Origin of the sequence: Falsarthrobacter nasiphocae (assembly GCF_031456275.1) — a bacterium.
Classification (GTDB): domain Bacteria; phylum Actinomycetota; class Actinomycetes; order Actinomycetales; family Micrococcaceae; genus Falsarthrobacter; species Falsarthrobacter nasiphocae.
The window spans coordinates 1,511,232-1,531,536 of sequence record NZ_JAVDUI010000001.1 but is presented as its reverse complement, the minus strand read 5'-3'; the positions used below and the strand labels follow the sequence as shown (position 1 = coordinate 1,531,536).

Genomic DNA, 20,305 nt, shown 5'->3' with positions numbered 1-20,305 from the left:
AGCCTAGGCGGGGCGGCGCTCCTCCAACGGCGTCACCGGGCCCGGCCGGTGCGGCAGATAGGCGACGACGAGCGCCACGCCACCGAACGCCACGAGGGCCATCCACCACAGGCCAGCCGCGAGCGACACCACGTCCACGACGAGCGCGAAACTCGCCGGTCCCGCAAGCGAGCCCGACTCCTGCACGAGACGCCACAGGCCGAGGAACTGCGCCCGCCCGGGGTCCGGGCTGAGGTCCGCCGCAAGCGTCATGGCGATCCCTGAGCCGAGGCCGTTGCTCAGGCCCATGGCCACCGCCGCCGTGATGAGCGTCCACGGCCCCGAGGTCAGCGACATCCCCGCGATCGAGAGCCCCATGCCGCCCAGGCAGCCGACCCCCATGATCCACCGGCCGCGGAGGTCCATGAGCCGGCCCGCCGGGTAGAAGAGGAGCATGTCGGCCGCGCTGGAGAGGCCGACGACGATGGCCGCCTGCTGCGCGTCCAGCCCGATATGAGCGGCCCAGAGGGGAACGATCGAGTACTTCGTCTGCCGCACGGCGCTCAGAAGGACCATGGCCAGGCCGATCGTCCCGAGGCTGCGCTTGCGCTGCCCCAGAACGTCCTTGACGCGCGTGCGGGGGCCGGGTGCGGCGGCAGGCGTCGTCGCCCGCTGAGAGCCGGGGGCGCCGGAGGCGAGACGGGCGCCGACGACGCGCGCCGCAAGAGCCTCCTCGCTGGGGACCGCGAGGCACAAGAGCGCGGCGAGGGCCGCCAGGGCCGCCGTGGCGAGGAAAGCGCCGCGGAGGTCCGTGAAGGACAAGAGGAACGCCATGAGGAACGGGCCCGTGAAACTGCCGACCCGGGCCATGCCGCCCAGCGTGGAGAGCGCGCGGGCCCGCATGTGCGGCGGGGCGACAACCGTGAGGAAGGACTGGCGGGCCACCTGGAAGACACTGACCCCCAGGCCCGCCGCGAAGAGGCCCACGCACAGGGCCCACAGGCTCGTGGTCAGGCCCGTGACGGACATGCCCGCCGCGGAGACGAGGCCCGAGCCGATCAGGGCCGCGCGCTCGCCGAAGCGGGCCGTGATGAGGGAAGCCGGGACGGACATCGCGAGCGAGCCCACGCTGTACAGAGTGAGGATCATGGCCGAGACGCCCACGCTCGCCCCGGCGTCCCGCGCGGCCAGGGCCACGAGGGGAAGCATGCCGCCCGTGGCGGCGGAGTAGAGGATCGCGGGACCGTACGCGGGGACGGCGATGGAGCGAAGGGAGAACTCGGCCTCGCTCATGCCTCGAGGTGCGGGGACGCAGGCGGCGGGCTCGGCACGGGGGCGTCGAGGTCCCGCAACCGCTGGAGCAGCGCCCGAGACTGGGAGGGGCCGTAGGGGAGGATCGGGACGGCCTTGGTCAGGTCTGTGGACGTCTCCCGCATGGCCGAGCGGGTGATGCCCACGGCCTGGCGCATGGCCGCCCGCTGCACGCGCACGGCGTCCATCGTCACGGGCTCGCCGTGCCCCGGAACCACCACGCTGTACAGGTCTTCGAGAGCCGTGATCTTGCCGAGGGTTCGGACCCATTCGTCCGGGAACGAGCCCGCGAAGTGCGGGTCTCCGCCCTCCTCCACGAGGTCCCCGGCGAAGAGGACGGGGCCCACGCCCACGAGGAGGTCGTGGTCCGTGTGGCCGCGGCCCAGCCAGAAGAGGCTCGCGGTCACGCCGCCGAGGTCGATCTCGCGGGGGCTCACGCGGACCGCCCCATCCCGCCGGGACGGGCCCGGCTCCCGCTCGAGAAGGCTGTCAGGCACCGGGATGTCGGCGTCAGGAGCGCCAGGGACGGCGGAGGGGTCGACGACGGCGGCCGCCCGCCAGTCCCCCTCGTCCAGGGAGGCCGCGGCGGCGAAGTCCGGGTGGGCCCAGACCCGCTCCGCCCCGAGGGCCCGCAGGCGCGCGACCCCGAGGATGTGGTCATAGTGGGCGTGCGTGAGGACGATGTCCAGGGGGACGTCCGTGATCTCGCGGGCCGCCTCCCACACCCGGGACGCCGATTCGGGGCCGGCGCTCGTATCCACGAGGAGCGCCCGAGACTCGCCCACGACGAGGCCCGTGTTCATGGAGAGCTTGGGCTCCCGCGCGACGTAGACGCCCGGTGCGATGCGAGCGAACTGGGCCATGGCCCCACCTCCCGTGCCGGGGGCTCGCCGCGCTGACGAGCCCGCTGTGGCCATCCTATGCCCGGCCCTGAGAGCGGGGGGGGTGGCAGGGGCGAGGGGCCGGAGCCGAGGGCGGGGCCGAGAGCGGGGGCCGGGGAAGACAGAAGGCCCACTCGGCGCGTCCCCCGACGCGCTGAGTGGGCCTTTGGATCCATAGCTCCTCATCCCCCGATCAAGAGCCGCCCGAAGGCTGGATCCGGTTGAGGCGTTTGTGAACCCTGGGCGTCATCCCCTGGCCGCCCGTTGGGGCGGGTTCGCTAGCACTCATCAACGGGGTCAAGACTACCAACTGTTGTGAAGTCTGACAACCACGGAGGGGTCCGTCTTAGGTTTGCCTTACTTTTAAATTTCCTTGTTATGACTAGGAAGTAGGGCCCGCGCCCCGCATCTCCCGGCGGGATTCAATTGTGAAGTAAACACAAGGTAAACCGGAATTCGTACCACCCTCGCACCTTGATTCGTACCATCCTCCCCCGCGCCCGCACGGGATTCCCGCCTCGCTCGCGTAGGCTTGGGTCACTGATTAACCGGAACGTCGAAGGACCCCCTATGACCGCCCCCAGCGAATCCCCCTCCCTCGAGGTCACCGGCACGCCTGTGAGCGGCGGCCGCGTCGTCGGCCCGGCCCGGGTCATGGCCTCGCCAGCCCCGGAGCCCACCGCAGGCGCCACGCTCGCCCCGGATGCCGATGCCGAGGCGGAGGCGCAGCGCATCAAGGACGCCGCCGGCGCCGTCAAGGCCTCGCTGACCGAGCGCGCGGAGAGGGCCACGGGCAGCGCGCGCGACGTCCTCAAGGCCACCGCCCTCATGGCCGCCGACCCCACGCTCGCGAAGTCCGCGATGAAACTCGTGCGCACGGACCGCCGCACGCCGGAGCGGGCCGTCTGGGAGTCCGCGGAGGCGGTCATCGAGCAGCTCACCGCTCTCGGTGGCTACATGGCGGAGCGCACCGCAGACGTCAAGGACGTCCGCGCGCGGATCGTCGCCGAACTGCGCGGAGAGCCCGCCCCCGGCATCCCGGTGTCCGACGAGCCGTTCGTGCTCATCGCTGAGGACCTTGCCCCCGCGGACACTGCGACGCTCGACCCGGGCATCGTCCTGGCCCTCGTCACGAGCGACGGCGGGCCCCAGTCTCACACGGCGATCCTTGCGCGCCAGCTTGGCCTCCCTGCCGTCGTCGCCGCCCGCGGCGCCGACGAGGTGCCGAGCGGCACCGAGGTGTACGTCGACGGCGCCGCGGGGCTGCTGACGACGAGCGTCACCGACGAGCGCCGCGCGGCCGCCGCCGCGTACGCCGAGCGGGCCGCCAACCCCCTGACGTTCGACGGCGAGGGCCGCCTCGCCGACGGCCGCCGCATTCCCCTCCGCGCCAACATCGGCTCCGCCGCCGATGCCCGGGCGGCCGCCGCCGCAAAGGCCGAGGGCGTGGGCCTCTTCCGCACCGAGTTCCTCTTCCTCGACCGTGCCGACGAGCCGAGCGTCGAGGAGCAGACGGCCTCCTACGCGGAGGCGTTCGGCGCCTTCGCCGAGGTCGAGTCCCCGAAGATCGTGGTCCGGACGCTGGACGCCGGAGCCGACAAGCCCCTGCCGTTCCTCACCGAGGCGGGCGAGCCGAACCCGGCCCTCGGCGTGCGCGGCTACCGCACGCGCTCCCGCTCGCTCGCTGTGCTGACGAACCAGCTCGAGGCCATCTCCGCCGCCGCGCGCCAGACCGGCGCGGATGTGTGGGTCATGGCGCCGATGATCGCCACGGTCGAGGAGTCCGAAGACTTCGCCGCCCTGTGCGCTGAGGCTGGGCTGAAGCACGCGGGTGTCATGATCGAGGTGCCGTCGGCCGCCCTGCGTGCCCGCTCCGTGCTCCGCTCGTGCGAGTTCGCGTCCATCGGCACCAACGACCTGACGCAGTACACCATGGCCGCCGACCGCATGCTCGGCGCCCTGGCCGAGCTCAACGATCCGTGGCAGCCCGGCGTCCTGGCCCTCATCAGGGCCACCGCCGAGGGCGCGGCCGCGGCCGCGACCGACACGGGCGCGCCCCGGAGCGTGGGCGTGTGCGGCGAGGCCGCCGCCGACCCGGCCCTGGCCGCCGTGCTCGTGGGCCTCGGCGTGGACTCCCTGTCCATGACGCCGCGCGCCCTGCCAGCCGTCGCGGCCGTCCTCGCGAGCGTCTCCACGGAGGAGGCGCGGACTCTTGCCGAGGTGGCGCTCGAGTCCGACACCGCCGCCGAGGCCCGCACGGCCGTCCGCGCCAGGCTGCCCATCCTCGACGAGCTCGGACTCTAGCCTCCGAGCCCTCCCTCCGCCCCCACCCCGCACAGACGAAACGGGGCGAGTTCAGCACATGTCCGTCATGAACAATGTGCCGAACTCGCCCCGAACCGGGTGAAGGTCGTGCGAGGGGCGGGCCGTAAGGGCCCAGCGGACTACTCGGCGTCGAGGTCCCGCGAAAGGAGGTTCGCGAGCTCGTCGAGCGCCTCCTCGGCGCCCTCGCCCTCGGCGCGGAGGATGACCTCGTCACCGTAGCCCGCCCCCAGGGCCATGAGGCCGAGGATCGAGGCCGCGTCGACGCCGTCCTCGCCCGGCTTCTCAATGGTGATGTCGAGCGAGTCGTACTCGCCGGCGGCCTCCGCGAAGATAGCGGCCGGGCGCGCGTGCAGGCCCGAAGCGGATGCGATGGTCACGGTACGTTCTGCCATGGTGTCTCTCCTTGAATGGTGGTGACTGGTGAAACTCTGTGCCAACCCCTGACGCGCCCGCAGGCGGCCAGGAGCAAGGAACGGCGGGCGGGGCGCGCACGCCCCGCCCGCCGCCTGGATCAGCTGACGCGCTGCTGCGCGTCCCGCACCTCAGCCTCGACGGCCTCGAAAAGCGGGTGCTCCGGCGTCAGCCCCGTGACCTTCTCCACGAACTCCGTGGAGCTCAGGCTGGAGAGGTCGGCGGCCATCGCGGCGGCCTCGGGGTCCGACGGCGGGTCGAAGCGCAGCGCAGCCGCGACGGTCTCGACGAGCGCTCTCGTTCCGAGCCCTCGCTCCGCGGCCTCAGCCGCGGGGCCGATGAAACGCTCCTTGCGGGAGAGCTTGCGCAGCGGGGCGCGGCCCACCCGGACCACCGTGTCCGGCAGGTGCGGGTTGGCGAAGCGGACGAGGATCTTCTCGATGTACGCCTGCTGCTCCTCGGGGGCAAACCCGTGCTTGGCCACGAGCAGCCCCTTCGTCTCCGCGAGGACGGACTCGACGCGCGCCCGCACGTCCGGGTCGGCGAGGGCGTCCGAGAGCTTCTCGAACCCCGCCGCGTAGCCGTGGTAGGCGCTCGTGGCGTGACCCGTGTTGACCGTGAAGAGCTTGCGCTCGATGTACGGCCCCAGGTCCTCGACCCACGTCACGCCCGGGATCTCGGGGCGGTTGTCCCCGAACGGCGCGGACTCGACGGCCCACTCGAAGTAGGTCTCGACGGTGACGTCGAGCCCCTGCCCCGCGGCCTGGTCCGGCACGATCCGGTCCACGGCCGTGTTCGCGAACACGGCCCGGGACGCGAGCTCCTCGGCCGGGACGTGCTCGGCGATGTACTCGGCGAGCGTGTCCGTGGCGTTGATCGCGTTCTCGCACGCCATGACGGCGAGCGGGCCCTGGTCCGCGCCGCGGGCCTTGAGACCCTCGGCGATGGCGGGCGCAATGAACTTGAGCACCGTGGGCCCCACCGCGCAGGTGACGAGGTCCGCGCTGGCGATCTCCCGCGTGAGGCGCTCGGCCTCGGTCGCGGAGTTGACGCCCGTGAAGCCCGAGACGGTCACGTCCCGGCTCTCGACGCCGACCTCGTGCACCGTGTAGGAGTCAGCATTCTTGAGCGCCTCGATGAGCTCCGCATTGACGTCCGCGAAAACAATCTCCGCGCCCGCGCCATGCAAGAGCGCGCCGACAAATCCGCGCCCGATGTTTCCGGCTCCAAAATGCACTGCCTTCATCAGCTGTTGACCTTTCCGAGAATCGCCAGGATGTCCTCGCGCGTCCGCGCCGCCTCAAGCTGCGCGACGGCGGTCTTGTCAGAGAACACCTTAGCGATCCGAGACAGGATGCTCAGGTGGTCCTTGCCCTTGCCTGCGATGCCGACCACGAACTTGACCTCCTTGCCGTTCCAGTCGAGGCCCGTGGGGTAGCGAACGAACGAGAGGGCGGAGGAGTTGATGAGCCCCTTGGCCTCGTTCGTGCCGTGCGGGATCGCGAGGAAGTTGCCCATGTACGTGGGCACGCTGGCCTCGCGCTCGTGCATCGCGGGGATGTAGGACGGGTCCACCGCGCCTGCGTCGACGAGCATGCGACCGGCCTCGTCGATGGCCTCGGCCTGGTTGGAGGCGCGGCCCTGGAGCACAATGCTGTCGAGGCCAAGGATTCGGGCGTCCCCGTCCTCGTCCACAGCGCGGCGGGGCTGCGCTGCCGCAGGCTCAGTCGTCGTGGAAGAGGAGGGGGCGACGACGGCTGCCGCCGCACCCGAGGCCGCCGGCGCGGACGCCTGCGTCTCGGTGCCAGCGCCGCTCTGGGCGTCGACGGTCTCGACGATCTCGTCGTAGCGCGGCGAGTTCATGAAGTTGTCAACGGTGACGAGGCGGGCGGACGGCACGCGGGATGCGGCACGATCGGCGAGGTCCTGGTGGACGACGACGAGATCCCATTCGTCCTTGAGGTTGGCGATGGCCGAGTTCGTGACCGAGACCTCCGGGTGGCCGGCGGCCTTGATCTTGTTGCGCAGGACCGAGGCGCCCATGGCGGAGGAGCCCATGCCTGCGTCGCACGCGAAGACGATGCGGTTGATGGGGCCCGAGGCGGCCGCACCAGCGCCGGCGCCCGTGAGGGTCGAGGCGACGGAGGACTTCTTGCCCTTCATCTCCTCCATGCGGGAAGTGGCCGTGCTGAGGTCGCCCTCGCCCTTGTCCTTGGAGAAGCGGAGGATGAACGCGGAGATGACGAACGAGACCAGCGTCGCAATGAGCACGGCGAGGATGATCGTGAGACGGTCGCCGGGGGCGCCCATGCCGAGCACCGCGATGATCGAGCCCGGCGCGGCCGGTCCGACAAGGCCATCCTTGAAGATGCTGAGCGTCGCGATGCCGGCCATGCTGCCGCCGATCGTCGCGAGGATGAGCTGCGGCTTCATGAGGACGTACGGGAAGTAGATCTCGTGGATGCCGCCGAAGAAGTGGATCAGGCCCGCGCCGAACGCCGAGGACTTCGCCGCGCCCCGCCCGAAGAGCATGTACGCGAGGAGGACGCCGAGACCCGGCCCAGGGTTGGCCTCGAGAAGGAAGAGGATCGACTTGCCCGACTGCTGAACCTGCTCGGTGCCGAGCGGCGTCAGGATGCCGTGGTTGAGGGCGTTGTTGAGGAAGAGGACCTTGGCCGGCTCGATCACGAGGGCCGTGAGCGGGAGCAGTCCACTCGAGACAAGGGCGTCGAGACCCTTGCTCAGGGCGGACGTGAAGGCCACGACCAGAACCGAGACGCCCTTCATGCCGATCAGGGCGAGAATGAGACCCCAGATTCCAGCGGAGAAGTTGTTGACGAGCATCTCGAAGCCCGGCTTGATCTTGCCGTCCCAGATGCTGTCGATCTTCTTCATGGTCCAGCCGCCGAGCGGGCCCATGATCATGGCGCCGATGAACATCGGCACGCTGGCTCCCGCGATGACGCCCATCGTGGCGATGGCGCCGACGACGCCGCCGCGGTGGCCGTGCATCATCTTGCCGCCCGTGAAGCCGATGAGAATCGGGAGCAGGTAGGTGATCATCGGCCCGACGATGCCGGTCCACGGCACCTCCTTGCCGTCGACCATGTGGGTGCCGAAGCCGCCGACCTCGGGCCAGGGGAATGGCCCCTTCTCAATGAAGAGGGCCGTGATGAGGCCCCACGCGATGAACGCGCCGATGTTCGGCATGACCATTCCGGACAGGAAGGTGCCGAACCGCTGTACGCCGACTCTGGCGCTGGCCCCGGCGCTGCGCCTGGGGTTCTCGGTCTGTGCAGACATGTTGTTCCTTAAAGCCCGCGCCGGGGCGCGGGGTCGTGATGTGGGGAGGGTGCCTCCGGGCCCTGCGCTTCCGGCGTGGCGGCCAGCTGCGCGGGGTCCTCGTGGCCGGGGACGGCCGGGGTTGAGAGGCGGTCGAGCCATTGAAGGAACAGGGCAAACTCCGGCTCGGAGAGCTGCTGGGGGTTGGCCGCCTGAAGCGTCGCGTTGAGGGCGATGGCGGCGGAGACGTAGGGCGCGGGGCCGTCGTCGACCTGCCACCCTCCGCTCGTCAGGAGGGACCGAAGGATCCCGTCTCGCGAGGCGCGGGAGACGGCGAGGTCCTCGCCCTCCCCCGGGTCCGCGAGAAGCATGAGGGCCGCCCCGATGTTGGCGGCAAGGAAGGAGCGGGCGGCCGCCTCGGGGGCCACGGCCAGGCCGCCGCACGCGGCGAGGTCCGCGAAGTGGCGCCCCACGAGGCGCTCGGCGAGGTCGAGCCCGGTGCGGCCCGTGCGGGTGGCCCCGAAGAGCAGCTCGAAGAACTGGGGGTATGCCACACCGTAGGAGAGCAGGGCGTCCCACGCGGCTTCGAGCCCCCTCACCGGGGTGCGGGCGCTCCGAGACTCTTCGCGGGCGACGACGGCCTCGAAGTGCGCGGACGCCGCGGCCTCGAGGAGCGAGTCCCGGTCCCCGAAGTGGTGGTAGAGCGTGGGCGCCGTGACGCCGGCCCGGTCCGTGATGGCCCGGGTGGAGACGCTGGCCTCGTCGTGCTCCTCGAGGAGCTCGACGGCCGCGGCGAGGAGCCGCTCGCGGGCCGGGCGGCGCCCGTGGGGGCGCGTCTCGCCGGCGGCGGGGACCTGTGTGCCCGGCCGCTCGTCAGCGAGCGCCCCGGGAACCGGGAGGAGGTCTGTCATGAGCGTTATAGTACGGCATATAGCAGCGCTATATGAAGCCCGTCACAAGGCCTCGTGCTCGCTAGGCTGCGGTCCGGGCCGCGCGCAGGCGCGCGAGGCGCACGCCCACCCCGACCGCCGCCACGGCGGCGCCTCCGAGCACGGCCTCCCACGGCAGGCTGACGGCCAGCGCCGCGCAGCACACCGCTCCCGCCGCCTGCATCCAGCGCGGGTAGATGCGGTCCGCGCCGGACTGGGTCCACGCGGCGAGGTTCGCCACGAGGTAGTAGACGAGGACGCCGAAGGACGAGAATCCGATGACCCCGCGCAGGTCCCCCAGGAGCACGGCGGCGACGATGAGGCCCGTGAAGACCAGCTCGGCCCGGGCCGGCACGCCCGTCCGCGGGTCAAGCGGGGCAATCCACCGGGGCAGCTCCCCCGCCTCAGCCATCGCGTGACCCGTGCGGCTCAGCCCCGCCATGAGCCCCAGGAGCGCACCGGCGGCGGACACCGCCCCGAGGAGGCCGATCCACACGGGGAGCGCGCCCGTCGTCGGCCCGTCAGCCGCGCCCGCACCCGCGAGGAGGGCGAGAGGCGCCGCCGCCCCCGCGAGCCGCGAGGGCCCCAGGACGGCGAGGAGCGTGGCCGCGAGAACGGCGTAGAGGGCGACGACGAACCCGAGTGCCGTCACCACCGCCCGGGGGATGGTCCGCCGGGGCTCCCGGACCTCCGCCGCGAGCGTCGCGATCCGCGCATACCCGGCGAAAGCGAAGAACATGAGCCCCGCCGCCTGGAGCACCCCGCCGACGGGCAGTGGCCCAGCGGGGAGTGCCCGGGCCGGCTCGGGCTCGCCGCGCAGCCATGCCGCGAGGAGCACGGCGCCGAGTCCCGCGAGAACAAGGCCTACGAGGACGCGGGTCACCCCGGCGGTCTTCGTCACCCCGCGCAGGTTCAGCAGCGCCACCCCGATCACGGCCGCGGCCGCCGCCACGCGCGTCCACCCGTCCGGCACGAGCCCCGCCGCCCGCAGGCTCTCCGCGATGACGAGGGCCATGGCCGCACAGCTCGCCGTCTTGCCCGTGACAAAGCCCCAGCCCGCGACGAACCCCGCCCACGGCCCCAGGCGCTCCCGCCCGTAGACGAACGCCCCGCCCGCACTGGGGTACTGGGCGGCAAGCTGGGCGGTGCTCGTCGCGTTCATGAACGCGGCCGCGCCCGCGAGGAGGACGGCCGCGAGCAGCCATGTGCCGGCGGACGCGGCGGCGGGGCCGAAGACCGTGAAGACTCCGGCCCCGAGCATGGACCCCACGCCGAGGAGCGCGGCGTCCCCGGCGCCGAGAACCCTGCGCGGCTCACTGACAGACATGAAACGTGACCTCCGGTGCGGCGGGTGTGTCACGCAGCAGGCTACAGGTGAGAGATGACCCCCTTGGGGTTCTCGATGCAGTCCGCCACGAACCTGAGGAACCCGCCGGCGGTCCCGCCGTCGCAGATCCGGTGGTCGAACGCGAGCGTCAGCTCCATGACCTGCCGCGGCTTGATGACGCTGCGCCCGCCCTTGGAGACAACCCAGGGCCGCTCGATGATGCGCCCGAGCCCCAGAATCGCGGCCTCGGGGGCGTTGATGATCGCGGCAGAGCCGTCCACCCCGAAGACGCCGTAGTTGTTGACGGTGATCGTCCCGCGCGTCAGCTCGGCGGGCGAGCACGCGCCCTCTCGCGCCCGGACGGCCATCTCGCGGATGGCCGTGTCGAGCTCGGCGGCGCTGAGCCGTTCGGCGCGCTCGATCGACGGCACGACGAGGCCGCGTTCCGTCTGGGCGGCGAACCCGAGGTTGACGCCCTCGAACCCCACGATCTCCTCGCCCCCGGGCCCGGACTCCACGCGCATGCCGAGCTCGGGGTACTTCGCCAGACCGGCCACGACAAACCGGGACACGAACGCGAGCACGCTCGGCGCCCGTCCCCCGTCCCCGGCGATCTGCGCGCGCAGCCTCATGAGCCGCGTCGCGTCCACATCCACCCAGACGGTCGCCTCGGGGATGTCCCTCCGCGAGCGCGCCATGGCGGCGGAGACGGCCTTCCTCACGCCGCGCACCGGCGTCCGCGAGACGATGCCGAGCCCCGTGCGCGCGTCGCGCTCCCCGGGTGCCTGCTGCCCGCCCGCCTCGCGTGCGGCCTGGGAGGATGGGCCGACGACGGCGGGCTGCGCGGCCTCGTCCCCCGCCCCGTCTGCCGCCCCGCCGGTGCGGGCGGCCTCGATGGCGGCCTCGACGTCCTTGCGCATGATGAGGCCGTCCGGGCCCGTCCCCCTGAGCTCGGCGATCCGCACCCCGTTCTCCCGGGCCAGGCGGCGCACGAGCGGGCTCGAGACCCGCGGCGCGTCCCCCGCGGACGGGGCCGCCACGGCGGCCGTCTGCTCAAGGGAGAGGTCGTGGGTCGCGGCGGGGGCGCCGTTGCCGGGCTCCGTGGCCTCGACGGGGACCCCGGCCGCAGCCTGGGCCGCGTCCCCGCGGCCCTTGCGGCGTCGTCGTGATGACCCGGAGCCGCCCGAGGTGCCATACCCGATCAGGACGGCGCCCGAGGCCCCGTCTCCCGAGGCGGGGGCGTCAGCCGCCTCGGCGCCCGCGGGCGCCACGGTGATGAGCGGTGCGCCCACGGCGAGGGTCTCCCCCTCCGCCCCGTGCAGCGTCCGCACCGTCCCCGCGAATGGTGAGGGGACCTCGACGGCCGCCTTGGCCGTCTCCACCTCGACGATGGGCTGGTCCACGACGATCTCGTCGCCCTCGGCCACGAGCCAACGGGACACCTCAGCCTCGGTCAGGCCCTCGCCGAGGTCCGGCAGCATGAATACCTGGTCCATGGTCAGTCCTCCCACTGGAGCTGCTCGACGGCGTCGAGGATGCGGTCGACGCTCGGAAGCGTGTGCTCCTCGAGCTTGGGGGCGGGGAACGGGATGTCGAACCCGGTCACGCGCAGGACGGGGCCGCGCAGAGAGTGGAAGCAGCGCTCCTGGATGCGCGCCACCAGCTCGCTCGCCACGGACGCGAACCCGGGGGCCTCGGCGACGACGATCGCGCGCCCCGTTCGGCGCACGGCCGCCGTGATGGCCTCGTCGTCCAGCGGCACAATGGTCCGCAGGTCGAGAACCTCCAGGCTGATGCCGTCCTCCTCCGCGGCCTTCGCCGCCGCGAGGGCCACCGGGACGGACGGCCCGTAGGCGATGAGCGTCGCGTCCGCCCCCTCTCGGGCGACGACGGCGCGGCCCTCGCTCGGGGCGATCCCCTGCTGCGGCGAGTGGTCCCGCTCCACCTCCCCCTTGCCCCAGTAGAGCTTCTTGGGCTCGAAGAAGATGACCGGGTCGTCCGAGTCGATGGCCTCCCGCAGGAGCGTGTAGCCGTCCTGCGGGGTGGCCGGCGTGTAGACCTTGAGGCCCGGCGTGTGGGCGTAGTACGCCTCGGAGGAGTCGCAGTGGTGCTCTACCCCGCCGATCCCGCCCGCGTACGGGATGCGGATGACGATCGGCAGGCTCACGGCGCCGCGCGTGCGGTTGCGCATCTTCGCGACGTGGCTGAAGATCTGCTCCAGCGCCGGGTAGGCGAACGCGTCGAACTGCATCTCGATGACGGGGCGCAGGCCGTTCATGGCCATGCCGATCGCCGTGCCGACAATCCCCGACTCCGCAAGCGGCGAGTCCCAGCACCGGTCGGGGCCGAACGTGTCCGCGAGCCCGTCCGTGATCCTGAAGACGCCGCCCAGCCGGCCCACGTCCTCGCCGAACACGACGACGTTGCCGTCTGCCTCCATCGCGTCCGCGAGCGCCGCGTTGAGCGCGCCCGCGAGGGACATCTCCGTCATGCCTGGACCCCCGTCCGAGTCGTCGTGGACGCCGCGCCAGCCGCGTCGTCGCCATCCCTCGACAGCTCCTCCTCGAGGAAAGCGGCCTGCTCCCGCAGCTGAGGGGTCTGCTGCGCGTACACCCAGCGGAAGAGGTCGCCCGGATCCGGGCGGACATCGGTGTTCATGGCCTCGCGCAGGCGCGTGGCCACGACCTCCGCGTGGGAGGCGATGCGAGCCTCGGCGGCCTCGTCGAGGAGGCCTCGCTCCGTGAGGTGGGCCCGGGCGCGCAGGAGCGGGTCCTTCGGCGCCCAGGCCTGGACCTCGGACTCGTCGCGGTAGCGGGTCGCGTCGTCAGCGTTGGTGTGCGCCTGCATGCGGTAGGTGTGCGCCTCGACGAGGAGGGGACCCTGGCCCGCGCGGCACAGGCTGACGGCGCGGTCCAGGACCGCGAGCGTGGCCACGAGGTCGTTGCCGTCCACCTGCTCGCCGGCCATGCCGTAGCCGACGGCCTTGTGCGCCAGGGACGGCGCGGCCGTCTGCGCCTTGAGCGGCACCGAGATGGCGTACTGGTTGTTCTGGACGAAGAAGATGACCGGCAGTCGGTAGACGGCCGCGAAGTTGAGGGCCTCGTGGAAGTCGCCCTCGCTCGTGGCGCCGTCGCCGCACATCGCGAGGACCACGCCAGGCTCGCCCTTGAGGCGGTTCGCGTGGGCCACGCCCACCGCGTGGAGCAGCTGCGTGGTCAGCGGGGTGGACTGGATGCCCACCTTGTAGGCAGTGGGGTCGTAGCCGCCGTGCCAGTCCCCCCGGAAGAGCGTCATGGTCTCCGCGGGGCTGATGCCGCGGGTCATGACCGCCACGGAGTCCCGGTACGTGGGGAACATCCAGTCGTCCTCGCCGAGGCAGAGGGCGGCGGCGACCTGGCAGGCCTCCTGCCCGTGGCTGCTCGGGTAGACGGCCATGCGGCCCTGGCGTACGAGCGCCGAGTTCTGGTCGTTGACGCGGCGGCCGACGACGAGGGCCTCGTACGCCTCGAGCAGCCGCTCATCCCCCGGGGCGGGGTACTCGTGGCCCGGCTGCGCGCCCTGCTCCTCCGCGGCCCGGAGTGTGCCGTCCGGGGCGATCATGCTGATGGGCCCGCGCGCCGGCAGGAGGTACTCCTCGGCGGAGATGCCGAAGACCTTCCACGCCGGCTGTGCGCCGTCGACCGCGGGGCGGGTCTCGTGGCCCGCTGGGGCCGCGCTGCGCCCTGCGGTGGGGGTTCCCTCACCCGTGGGGCGGGTGTCCTCGCCCATGGGGCGGGCGTCCTCGCTCCGCGCCTGGGGCCCTCGTGCCCCGGCCTGCTCCGTGTTCTCTGTCACGGCGGCTCCTTTGCCACTCGCGGCTCCGCGCGGGGAGCCTGCCTCAATCCGCACAGTGTGACCTAGGCGACACTCGTGCTTTGTGAGATCAAGTGTCATCCCGGCACACACGTCGTGCCACCTCTGCCGCAAACTGTGAACACTCTGTTTGATCTGGCGTATTGTGATGGTCACACTGTCGTCCGGAGTCCCTCCTGCCACCCGCAACGTCTGGTGATGAGCGGCGGTATAGAGTGACGGTTGCTGTGAATGACCTAGGGGGAGGCGACGCTGTGGAACTCGACGCGACAGACCGCGGGATTCTCAAGCTCCTGCGCGAGGATGGGCGAATCTCCGTTGCGGCCCTCGCCGAACGCGTGCACGTTTCACGCACTCACGCATACTCTCGATTGAACAGGCTCCATTCCCTGGGAGTCATCACGGGATATCGGGCCGTTGTCGACCCGTCCCTCTCGGGGCGGAAGGAGAGCGCCTACGTCTTCCTCAAAGCGCGGCAGTCCTCGTGGAGGGAGCTCAAGGCGGCCCTCCTCGAGCTCGAGGAGCTGGAGCACTACGCCCTCGTCGGCGGAGAGTTCGACGTCGTCCTGCTCATCCGCGCCGCCGACTCGGCGGACCTGCGCCGCATTCTCTTCGATCGCATCCAGGCGATGCCAGGCGTCGTAGACGCCCGGACCTCGATCATTTTCGAGGACGGTGAGGGGCCTCTCTAGGCCCACTCCCGCACGGGCGCCCGCTAGCCGCGGTCCCGAATTGAGCGGACGAATGCCTCGACGTTCTCCTGCGCGCGCTCAATCTTCTCCTCGCGCGTCAAGGTCTCCTTCATCTGGAGGGATTTCTCCAAGCGGGCCCGGCCCATGAGGTAATCCAGGCACGCGGCGCCCTGGCACATGTATGTCCCGGCCGTGTTCCCCTTTCGCCCGGCTTCACCGGGCAGGGGGACGGCCATGAAGGAAATGCCCGCGCCGGCGTGAACGCTCTTGCACATTTGGCACATCTGGGCGGTGGCCGCACCGGACGGCTTCGCCGCCGCGCGGAGGACAAGCCCCACGGCCTCGCCGTCGATCTCCGCGCACAGGTAGGAGTCCAGCGGGGACTTCGGGTCACCCCAGCCGAGGAACGGGGTGTTCTCCCAGTCCACCTCGGCGGGGTCCTGGGCGAAGTTCAGGCGCTTGGCCTGCCCCTTGGAGCAGTTCATCAGACTGTCGCGGATCTCTTTCTCGGTCAGTGCACGCATGGCTCCCACCCTACGCCCCGCGCTTCCCGCCTACTCGAAGACCGGCCGGCGCTTCTCCTGGAAGGCGGCAAGGCCCTCGGCGTAGTCCGGGCTGCTCGCGAGGGAGATCTGCTCGTCGCTCTCGAACTCGAGGGCCTCCCAGAAGCCGAGGGACTTGGCCCGGATCTCGCCGAGCACCCGCTTGGACGCCTGGAACGCGAGGGCCGGACCGGCCGCGACGGCCTCCGCCTTCTCCCGCGCAAACCGCTCCAGGTCCTCCGCAGGCACGGCACGGGAGAAGAGCCCGGCGGCCACGGCGTCGGCCCCAGAGAAGAACTCACCGGTGAGGATGAGGTCCATGGTGCGCTGATACCCCATCCGATCGTTGAAGAGCCAGTGCCCGCCGCAGTCCAGGATGAGGCCGAGCGCGCCGAAGGGAGAGCCGAAGGTGGCGTCCTCCGCCACGTACGCGACGTCGGCCGCGGCCAGCACTCCAAGCCCCGCGCCGAGCACCGCGCCCTGAGCGGCGGCGACGATGGGCACCGGAAGCTCCGCCATCGTCCGCATGAGCGGAACGACGGAGTCGGTGAGGTACTCCCCCGTGTCCCCCGCGCCGGGCTCGAGGCCCTTGAGATTCCGGCCGGCCGAGAAGGCGCGGCCCTCGGCGCGGAGCAGAACGACGCGCAGGTCGCCCTGCTCGGCGAGGCGGCCGGCCTCCTCGAACGCCTCCGTGAGAGCGGCGATGTCCTCGGTGCCGAGGGCGTTCATGCGCTCAGGCGCGTTGAGGACGATCTCTGCGATGCGCCCGTTGACGCTGAACTCGATCATGGGAACTCCTGGGGTAACGGTGAAGGGGTCAGGCGTCGTAGTCGACGAGGATGCGCTCAGACGTGGGGCGGGACTGGCACGTGAGGATGTACCCGTTCTCGATCTCGTCCTTCTCCAGGGCGTAGTTCTCGTCCATCTCCGCCGAGCCCTCCACCACCTTGGCACGGCACGTGCCGCACACGCCGCCCGCGCACGCGAACGGCACGTCCGGCCGGACCCGCAGAGCGGCGTTGAGGATCGTCTCTCGCGCGGCCACGGGGCTCTGGACTGTGCCCTGGAGACCGTCGAGCGTGAAGCCCACCTCGAAGGAGGGGCCGGAGCTCTCGACGACGGCGCGGCCCCGCTGCCCCTCGACCTCGCGCGCCGCGCCGGTCGTGAAGAGCTCGAACCGCACACGGTCCTCGGGCACGCCCCGGTCCGCGAGACTGTCGCGGACAAGCTGGACGAGCTCGAACGGACCGCACAGGAACCACTCGTCCACATGCTCGGGCCGGATCACGGCGCCGAGGAGGCGCTCGATCTTCTCCGAGTCCAGCCGCCCGGAAAGGAGCGGGGAGATCCGCTGCTCCCGGGACAGGACGTGGTGCACGGCGAGCCGTGACGGCCACGCGTCCTTCATGTCCGCGAGCTCCTCGAGGAACATGACGTCTGCCGCGGACCGGTTCGCGTAGATGAGGTCGATGCGGGCATTCGGGTTCTCCGTGAGGAGGGTCCGGACGATCGCCATGATCGGCGTGATGCCGGACCCTGCCGCGACCGCCACGAAGACGTCCTCGTTCCGGACCTCGGCCGCGAGCGCCTCGGGATGGTTGAGGGACGTGGACTGGTGCCGGGAGACGAACGCGCCGGCGGGGTTCATGATGTCGATCCGGTCCCCGGCCTGGAGCCTCTCGTTGGCCCAGGTGGAGAACACGCCGCCGAGGTCCCGCTTGATGGCCACGCGGATCTCGCCGCTGCCGTCCGGGAGGGTGCGCGGTGGCGCGCAGAGGGAGTAGGACCGGCGGTACTCGCGGGTCTCGCCGCCCACCTCGAGGTCCTTGCGCAGGGCCACGTACTGGCCGGGGACGTAGTCGTACTGCTCGCGCAGCTCCGGCGGGACAGTGAACGCGACCTCGACGGAGTCTGCCGTGAGCCGGCGGACATCCGTCACGGTGAGCTCGGCGAACGCGCTGCGGCGCTTGCTGGGGGCCTGGTCAGTCATCTAGAGCACCTTGAAGTAGTCGAAGGGTTCCCGGCAGTCCTGGCAGACGTACAGGGCCTTGCAGCTGGTGGATCCGAAGCGGGACATCTCCCGCGTGTTGAGTGAGTGGCACTGCGGGCATTTCACCGTCAGGCCCACGCTGACGCGCCCGGCCGAGGCCGTGCCGGTGGGCGGGGCGATCCCGTAGTCCTCGAGCTTGGCCCGCCCCGCCTCCGTCATCCAGTCCGTGGTCCATGCGGGGCTGAGGACGAGCCGGACCTCAGGCACGGGCAGGCCCTCCTCGCGGAACGCGGCGCGGAGGTCGGCGGAGATGTGCTCCATGGCGGGGCAGCCGGAGTACGTGGGTGTGATGGTCACGGTGACCCCGCCGTCGTCCTCTTGGGTGACGTCCCGGAGGATTCCGAGATCCTCGATGGTGAGCACCGGGATTTCAGGGTCGACGACGCGGGCCGCCGTGGCCCAGAGCCGCTGGTCAGGCGCAGCCACGGCCGGTCACCACGACGCGCCGGGGTGGGAGCGGGCGAGGACCTGCATCTCGGCGAGGATGTACCCGAGGTGCTCCGAGTGCTCGCCTCGGCGCCCGCCGCCCGCGGCCGCAGGCACGTCGGGGAGAGAGAGCTCAGCCTCGCCGAGGACCCGCTCGATCTCCGCCATGACGGGCTCCCTGAGCGAGCTCGGCGCCACCGCGATGCCCCGCTCCGCCAGGCGATCCGTCAGCTCCGTGTCCCGGAAGAGCTCGTCCACGGCGGGCCACGTGACCGCGAGTCCGCGCGTCAGGCGCTCGCGGGACTCGTCCGTCCCGAGCCCCAGCCGCAGAACCCACTGCTCCGCGTGGTCCGCGTGGTACGCCGTCTCCTTGACGGCCTTCGCGGCGATGCCAGCGAGGGTCTCGTCCGTGCTGCCCTCCAGCCGAGAGTAGAGCTGCGTGAAATAGATGCCGACGACGAGCTGGCGCGCGATCGTGCGCCCGAAGTCACCGGTGGGCTGCTCAAAGAGGGCGATGCTGCGGAACTCGTCCTCGTCCCGGAAGTAGGCGAGGTCGTCCTCGGTCTTGCCCCAGGCGCGGCCGGCGTAGGTGAGGAAGCTGCGGGCGTGGCCCAGCGTGTCGAGCGCGATGTTGCCGAGGGCGATGTCCTCCTCGAGCTCCGGCGCGCGGGACACCCAGTAGGCAAGGCGCTGGGCGAGGATGAGGGCGTCGTCGCCCAGGGCGAGCGCGTACTGGGCCGTGTCCTCGTCCGGGGTGCCGGTCTGGATGGCGATGTCCTCCGGCCGGAGGGCGAAGCCGGGGGTGATGCGGGTGGCCGAGGCGGTGGCCTCGCTGCCGGCGCCGCCGATGTGCACGCCCACGGACACCTCGCCGTGCCCCTGGCTGGGCTTCTCGGCGGGACGGTCCGCGGGGGTGGCCGCGGGGCTCTCCTCGGCGGGCCCCGCCGCGGTCTCGAGCTGGGTCTGGGCGCCGCTCACAGGTGCCTCACGCCTTCGGACTTCGTGTAGTACGTGGCGTGGCGGTAGTCCTTGCCCTTGGGGGACTCGAAGAACTGGCCCTTGGAGTCCGGGTCGCTCGCGATGATCGCCTCGGCCGGGACCACCCAGAGGGACACGCCCTCGTTGCGCCGCGTGTAGAGGTCACGGGCATTGCGCAGGGCCATGTCCTCGTCCGGGGCGTGCAGGGATCCCGCGTGCACGTGGGACAGGCCCCGGGCGGAGCGGACGAAGACCTCCCAGAGGGGCCAGGACTGGTTCTCGCTCATGCTGCGTGCTCCTTTGCTGCGCGCTTGGCGGCGTAGGCGGCCGCGGCCTCGCGGACCCAGGCGCCGTTCTCGTGGGCCTCGCGGCGGCGCTCCATGCGCTGCGCGTTGCAGGGGCCGCGGCCCGCGAGGACCTCGGCGAACTCGTCCCAGTCCAGCGGGCCGTGCTCCCAGTGGCCCTCGGCCTCGTTGTAGCGGATGTTCTCGTCCGGGAGGGTCAGCCCCAGGACCTTGGCCTGCTCGACCATCATGCCGAGGAAGCGGCGGCGGAGCTCGTCGTTGGAGAACCGCTTGATGTTCCACGCCATGGACTGCTTGGAGTTCGGGGACTCGTCGTCCGGCGGCCCGAACATCATGAGGGCCGGCGCGTACCAGCGGTTCACGGCGTCCTGGGCCATCTGCTTCTGGGCCGGGGTGCCGTTGGAGAGCTCGAGAAGGATCTCGAAGCCCTGGCGCTGGTGGAACGACTCCTCCTTGCAGATGCGCACCATGGCGCGGCCGTACGGGCCGTAGCTCGCGCGGCACAGCGGAACCTGGTTGCAGATCGCCGCGCCGTCCACGAGCCAGCCGATGGCCCCCATGTCCGCCCAGGTCCGGGCCGGGTAGTTGAAGATCGAGGAGTAGCGGGCCTTGCCTGCGAGGAGGTCATCCATCATCCGGTCCCGGTTCTGGCCCAGGGTCTCGGCGGCCGAGTACAGGTAGAGCCCGTGCCCGGCCTCGTCCTGGACCTTGGCGATAAGGATGGCCTTGCGCTTGAGGCTCGGGGCGCGGGTGATCCAGTTGGCCTCCGGCTGCATGCCGATGATCTCGGAGTGGGCGTGCTGGCTGATCTGCCGCAGGAGAGTTTTGCGGTACCCGGCCGGCATCCAGTCCCGCGGCTCGACGCGCGAGTCCTGGGCGATGATCTGCTCGAAGGCCGCGAGGCCCTCGGCGTCGTGCTGGGCCTGGGCGTCGTCGACGGAGGCGTCCTCGCCCACCCGGCGGAGGTCTGGGGCTGCGTGCTCGCTCATGGTTCCTCGCTTGGCGTTCACTCGTG

The 20,305-nt window shown here is 71.5% G+C and carries 19 protein-coding genes; 2 read left to right on the top strand and 17 right to left on the bottom strand.

Going from position 1 to position 20,305, the window contains the following annotated elements; all coding sequences use genetic code 11:
- Positions 1 to 3 precede the first annotated feature (3 nt).
- A complete protein-coding gene (locus J2S35_RS06915) occupies positions 4 to 1,272 on the bottom strand; it encodes an MFS transporter (RefSeq protein ID WP_309851407.1) in 1,269 nt (422 codons plus the stop codon).
- Positions 1,269 to 2,153: an MBL fold metallo-hydrolase gene (locus tag J2S35_RS06910; protein WP_309851404.1), complete on the bottom strand. Its 885-nt coding sequence runs from the start codon at positions 2,151 to 2,153 to the stop codon at positions 1,269 to 1,271. Before J2S35_RS06910 ends, J2S35_RS06915 begins: the two co-directional genes overlap by 4 nt.
- 588 nt (positions 2,154 to 2,741) lie before the next feature.
- Here J2S35_RS06910 and ptsP point away from each other — a divergent pair.
- Positions 2,742 to 4,475 (top strand): phosphoenolpyruvate--protein phosphotransferase, encoded by a 1,734-nt coding sequence (ptsP, locus tag J2S35_RS06905; protein WP_309851401.1) that lies wholly within the window; start codon positions 2,742 to 2,744, stop codon positions 4,473 to 4,475.
- 140 nt (positions 4,476 to 4,615) lie between these two features.
- Here the strand turns inward: ptsP and J2S35_RS06900 are convergent, their stop codons facing one another.
- From J2S35_RS06900 to J2S35_RS06865, 8 genes are all read right to left on the bottom strand, one after another.
- Positions 4,616 to 4,888 (bottom strand): HPr family phosphocarrier protein, encoded by a 273-nt coding sequence (locus tag J2S35_RS06900; RefSeq protein ID WP_309851398.1) that lies wholly within the window; start codon positions 4,886 to 4,888, stop codon positions 4,616 to 4,618.
- 119 nt (positions 4,889 to 5,007) lie between these two features.
- A complete protein-coding gene (locus tag J2S35_RS06895; protein WP_309851396.1) occupies positions 5,008 to 6,153 on the bottom strand; it encodes a mannitol-1-phosphate 5-dehydrogenase in 1,146 nt (381 codons plus the stop codon).
- Positions 6,153 to 8,210, bottom strand: a complete 2,058-nt coding sequence (locus J2S35_RS06890; RefSeq protein WP_309851393.1) for a PTS mannitol transporter subunit IICBA — start codon at positions 8,208 to 8,210, stop codon at positions 6,153 to 6,155. The genes J2S35_RS06895 and J2S35_RS06890 overlap by 1 nt, the downstream gene beginning before the upstream one ends.
- An 8-nt stretch (positions 8,211 to 8,218) precedes the next feature.
- Positions 8,219 to 9,100, bottom strand: a complete 882-nt coding sequence (locus J2S35_RS06885; RefSeq protein WP_309851389.1) for a TetR/AcrR family transcriptional regulator — start codon at positions 9,098 to 9,100, stop codon at positions 8,219 to 8,221.
- A gap of 61 nt (positions 9,101 to 9,161) precedes the next feature.
- A complete protein-coding gene (locus J2S35_RS06880) occupies positions 9,162 to 10,445 on the bottom strand; it encodes an APC family permease (RefSeq protein ID WP_309851387.1) in 1,284 nt (427 codons plus the stop codon).
- A gap of 41 nt (positions 10,446 to 10,486) precedes the next feature.
- Positions 10,487 to 11,941 carry a dihydrolipoamide acetyltransferase family protein gene (locus tag J2S35_RS06875; RefSeq protein ID WP_309851385.1) on the bottom strand — a complete coding sequence of 485 codons (1,455 nt, stop codon included), beginning with the start codon at positions 11,939 to 11,941 and terminating at the stop codon, positions 10,487 to 10,489.
- 2 nt (positions 11,942 to 11,943) lie between these two features.
- Positions 11,944 to 12,936, bottom strand: coding sequence for an alpha-ketoacid dehydrogenase subunit beta (locus tag J2S35_RS06870; protein WP_309851382.1), 993 nt, complete (start codon positions 12,934 to 12,936; stop codon positions 11,944 to 11,946).
- Positions 12,933 to 14,213 carry a thiamine pyrophosphate-dependent dehydrogenase E1 component subunit alpha gene (locus J2S35_RS06865; protein WP_380083856.1) on the bottom strand — a complete coding sequence of 427 codons (1,281 nt, stop codon included), beginning with the start codon at positions 14,211 to 14,213 and terminating at the stop codon, positions 12,933 to 12,935. Before J2S35_RS06865 ends, J2S35_RS06870 begins: the two co-directional genes overlap by 4 nt.
- A 299-nt stretch (positions 14,214 to 14,512) precedes the next feature.
- Here J2S35_RS06865 and J2S35_RS06860 point away from each other — a divergent pair, with 299 nt between their 5' ends.
- Entirely contained in the window at positions 14,513 to 14,989 is a 477-nt protein-coding gene (locus J2S35_RS06860) for an Lrp/AsnC family transcriptional regulator (protein ID WP_309851377.1), read from the top strand.
- 23 nt (positions 14,990 to 15,012) lie between these two features.
- Here J2S35_RS06860 and J2S35_RS06855 read toward each other — a convergent pair whose 3' ends face one another.
- From J2S35_RS06855 to paaA, 7 genes are all read right to left on the bottom strand, one after another.
- Positions 15,013 to 15,513, bottom strand: a complete 501-nt coding sequence (locus tag J2S35_RS06855) for an FBP domain-containing protein (protein ID WP_309851374.1) — start codon at positions 15,511 to 15,513, stop codon at positions 15,013 to 15,015.
- Between the two features lie 30 nt (positions 15,514 to 15,543).
- Entirely contained in the window at positions 15,544 to 16,320 is a 777-nt protein-coding gene (locus J2S35_RS06850; protein ID WP_309851371.1) for an enoyl-CoA hydratase/isomerase family protein, read from the bottom strand.
- Between the two features lie 28 nt (positions 16,321 to 16,348).
- On the bottom strand, positions 16,349 to 17,521 hold the full coding sequence (gene paaE / locus J2S35_RS06845; RefSeq protein ID WP_309851368.1) for a 1,2-phenylacetyl-CoA epoxidase subunit PaaE: 1,173 nt from the start codon (positions 17,519 to 17,521) through the stop codon (positions 16,349 to 16,351).
- Positions 17,522 to 18,007, bottom strand: a complete 486-nt coding sequence (paaD, locus tag J2S35_RS06840) for a 1,2-phenylacetyl-CoA epoxidase subunit PaaD (protein WP_309851365.1) — start codon at positions 18,005 to 18,007, stop codon at positions 17,522 to 17,524. It lies immediately after the preceding gene.
- Positions 18,008 to 18,013: 6 nt separating this feature from the next.
- Positions 18,014 to 18,874: a 1,2-phenylacetyl-CoA epoxidase subunit PaaC gene (gene paaC / locus J2S35_RS06835; protein WP_309853074.1), complete on the bottom strand. Its 861-nt coding sequence runs from the start codon at positions 18,872 to 18,874 to the stop codon at positions 18,014 to 18,016.
- Positions 18,875 to 18,981: 107 nt separating this feature from the next.
- Positions 18,982 to 19,272: a 1,2-phenylacetyl-CoA epoxidase subunit PaaB gene (gene paaB / locus J2S35_RS06830; protein ID WP_309851363.1), complete on the bottom strand. Its 291-nt coding sequence runs from the start codon at positions 19,270 to 19,272 to the stop codon at positions 18,982 to 18,984.
- Positions 19,269 to 20,279, bottom strand: a complete 1,011-nt coding sequence (paaA, locus tag J2S35_RS06825; RefSeq protein ID WP_309851360.1) for a 1,2-phenylacetyl-CoA epoxidase subunit PaaA — start codon at positions 20,277 to 20,279, stop codon at positions 19,269 to 19,271. Before paaA ends, paaB begins: the two co-directional genes overlap by 4 nt.
- Between the last annotated feature and the right edge of the window lie 26 nt (positions 20,280 to 20,305).

Coding starts and splice junctions, on each gene's coding strand:
- J2S35_RS06880 (WP_309851387.1), bottom strand. CDS start 10,445: ATGTCTGTCAGTGAGCCGCGCAGGGTTCTCGGCGCCGGGGACGCCGCG.
- J2S35_RS06870 (WP_309851382.1), bottom strand. CDS start 12,936: ATGACGGAGATGTCCCTCGCGGGCGCGCTCAACGCGGCGCTCGCGGAC.
- J2S35_RS06890 (WP_309851393.1), bottom strand. CDS start 8,210: ATGTCTGCACAGACCGAGAACCCCAGGCGCAGCGCCGGGGCCAGCGCC.
- J2S35_RS06855 (WP_309851374.1), bottom strand. CDS start 15,513: ATGCGTGCACTGACCGAGAAAGAGATCCGCGACAGTCTGATGAACTGC.
- J2S35_RS06915 (WP_309851407.1), bottom strand. CDS start 1,272: ATGAGCGAGGCCGAGTTCTCCCTTCGCTCCATCGCCGTCCCCGCGTAC.
- J2S35_RS06875 (WP_309851385.1), bottom strand. CDS start 11,941: ATGGACCAGGTATTCATGCTGCCGGACCTCGGCGAGGGCCTGACCGAG.
- J2S35_RS06910 (WP_309851404.1), bottom strand. CDS start 2,153: ATGGCCCAGTTCGCTCGCATCGCACCGGGCGTCTACGTCGCGCGGGAG.
- paaB (WP_309851363.1), bottom strand. CDS start 19,272: ATGAGCGAGAACCAGTCCTGGCCCCTCTGGGAGGTCTTCGTCCGCTCC.
- J2S35_RS06850 (WP_309851371.1), bottom strand. CDS start 16,320: ATGATCGAGTTCAGCGTCAACGGGCGCATCGCAGAGATCGTCCTCAAC.
- paaA (WP_309851360.1), bottom strand. CDS start 20,279: ATGAGCGAGCACGCAGCCCCAGACCTCCGCCGGGTGGGCGAGGACGCC.
- J2S35_RS06885 (WP_309851389.1), bottom strand. CDS start 9,100: ATGACAGACCTCCTCCCGGTTCCCGGGGCGCTCGCTGACGAGCGGCCG.
- ptsP (WP_309851401.1), top strand. CDS start 2,742: ATGACCGCCCCCAGCGAATCCCCCTCCCTCGAGGTCACCGGCACGCCT.
- J2S35_RS06900 (WP_309851398.1), bottom strand. CDS start 4,888: ATGGCAGAACGTACCGTGACCATCGCATCCGCTTCGGGCCTGCACGCG.
- J2S35_RS06865 (WP_380083856.1), bottom strand. CDS start 14,213: ATGGGCGAGGACACCCGCCCCACGGGTGAGGGAACCCCCACCGCAGGG.
- J2S35_RS06895 (WP_309851396.1), bottom strand. CDS start 6,153: ATGAAGGCAGTGCATTTTGGAGCCGGAAACATCGGGCGCGGATTTGTC.
- paaE (WP_309851368.1), bottom strand. CDS start 17,521: ATGACTGACCAGGCCCCCAGCAAGCGCCGCAGCGCGTTCGCCGAGCTC.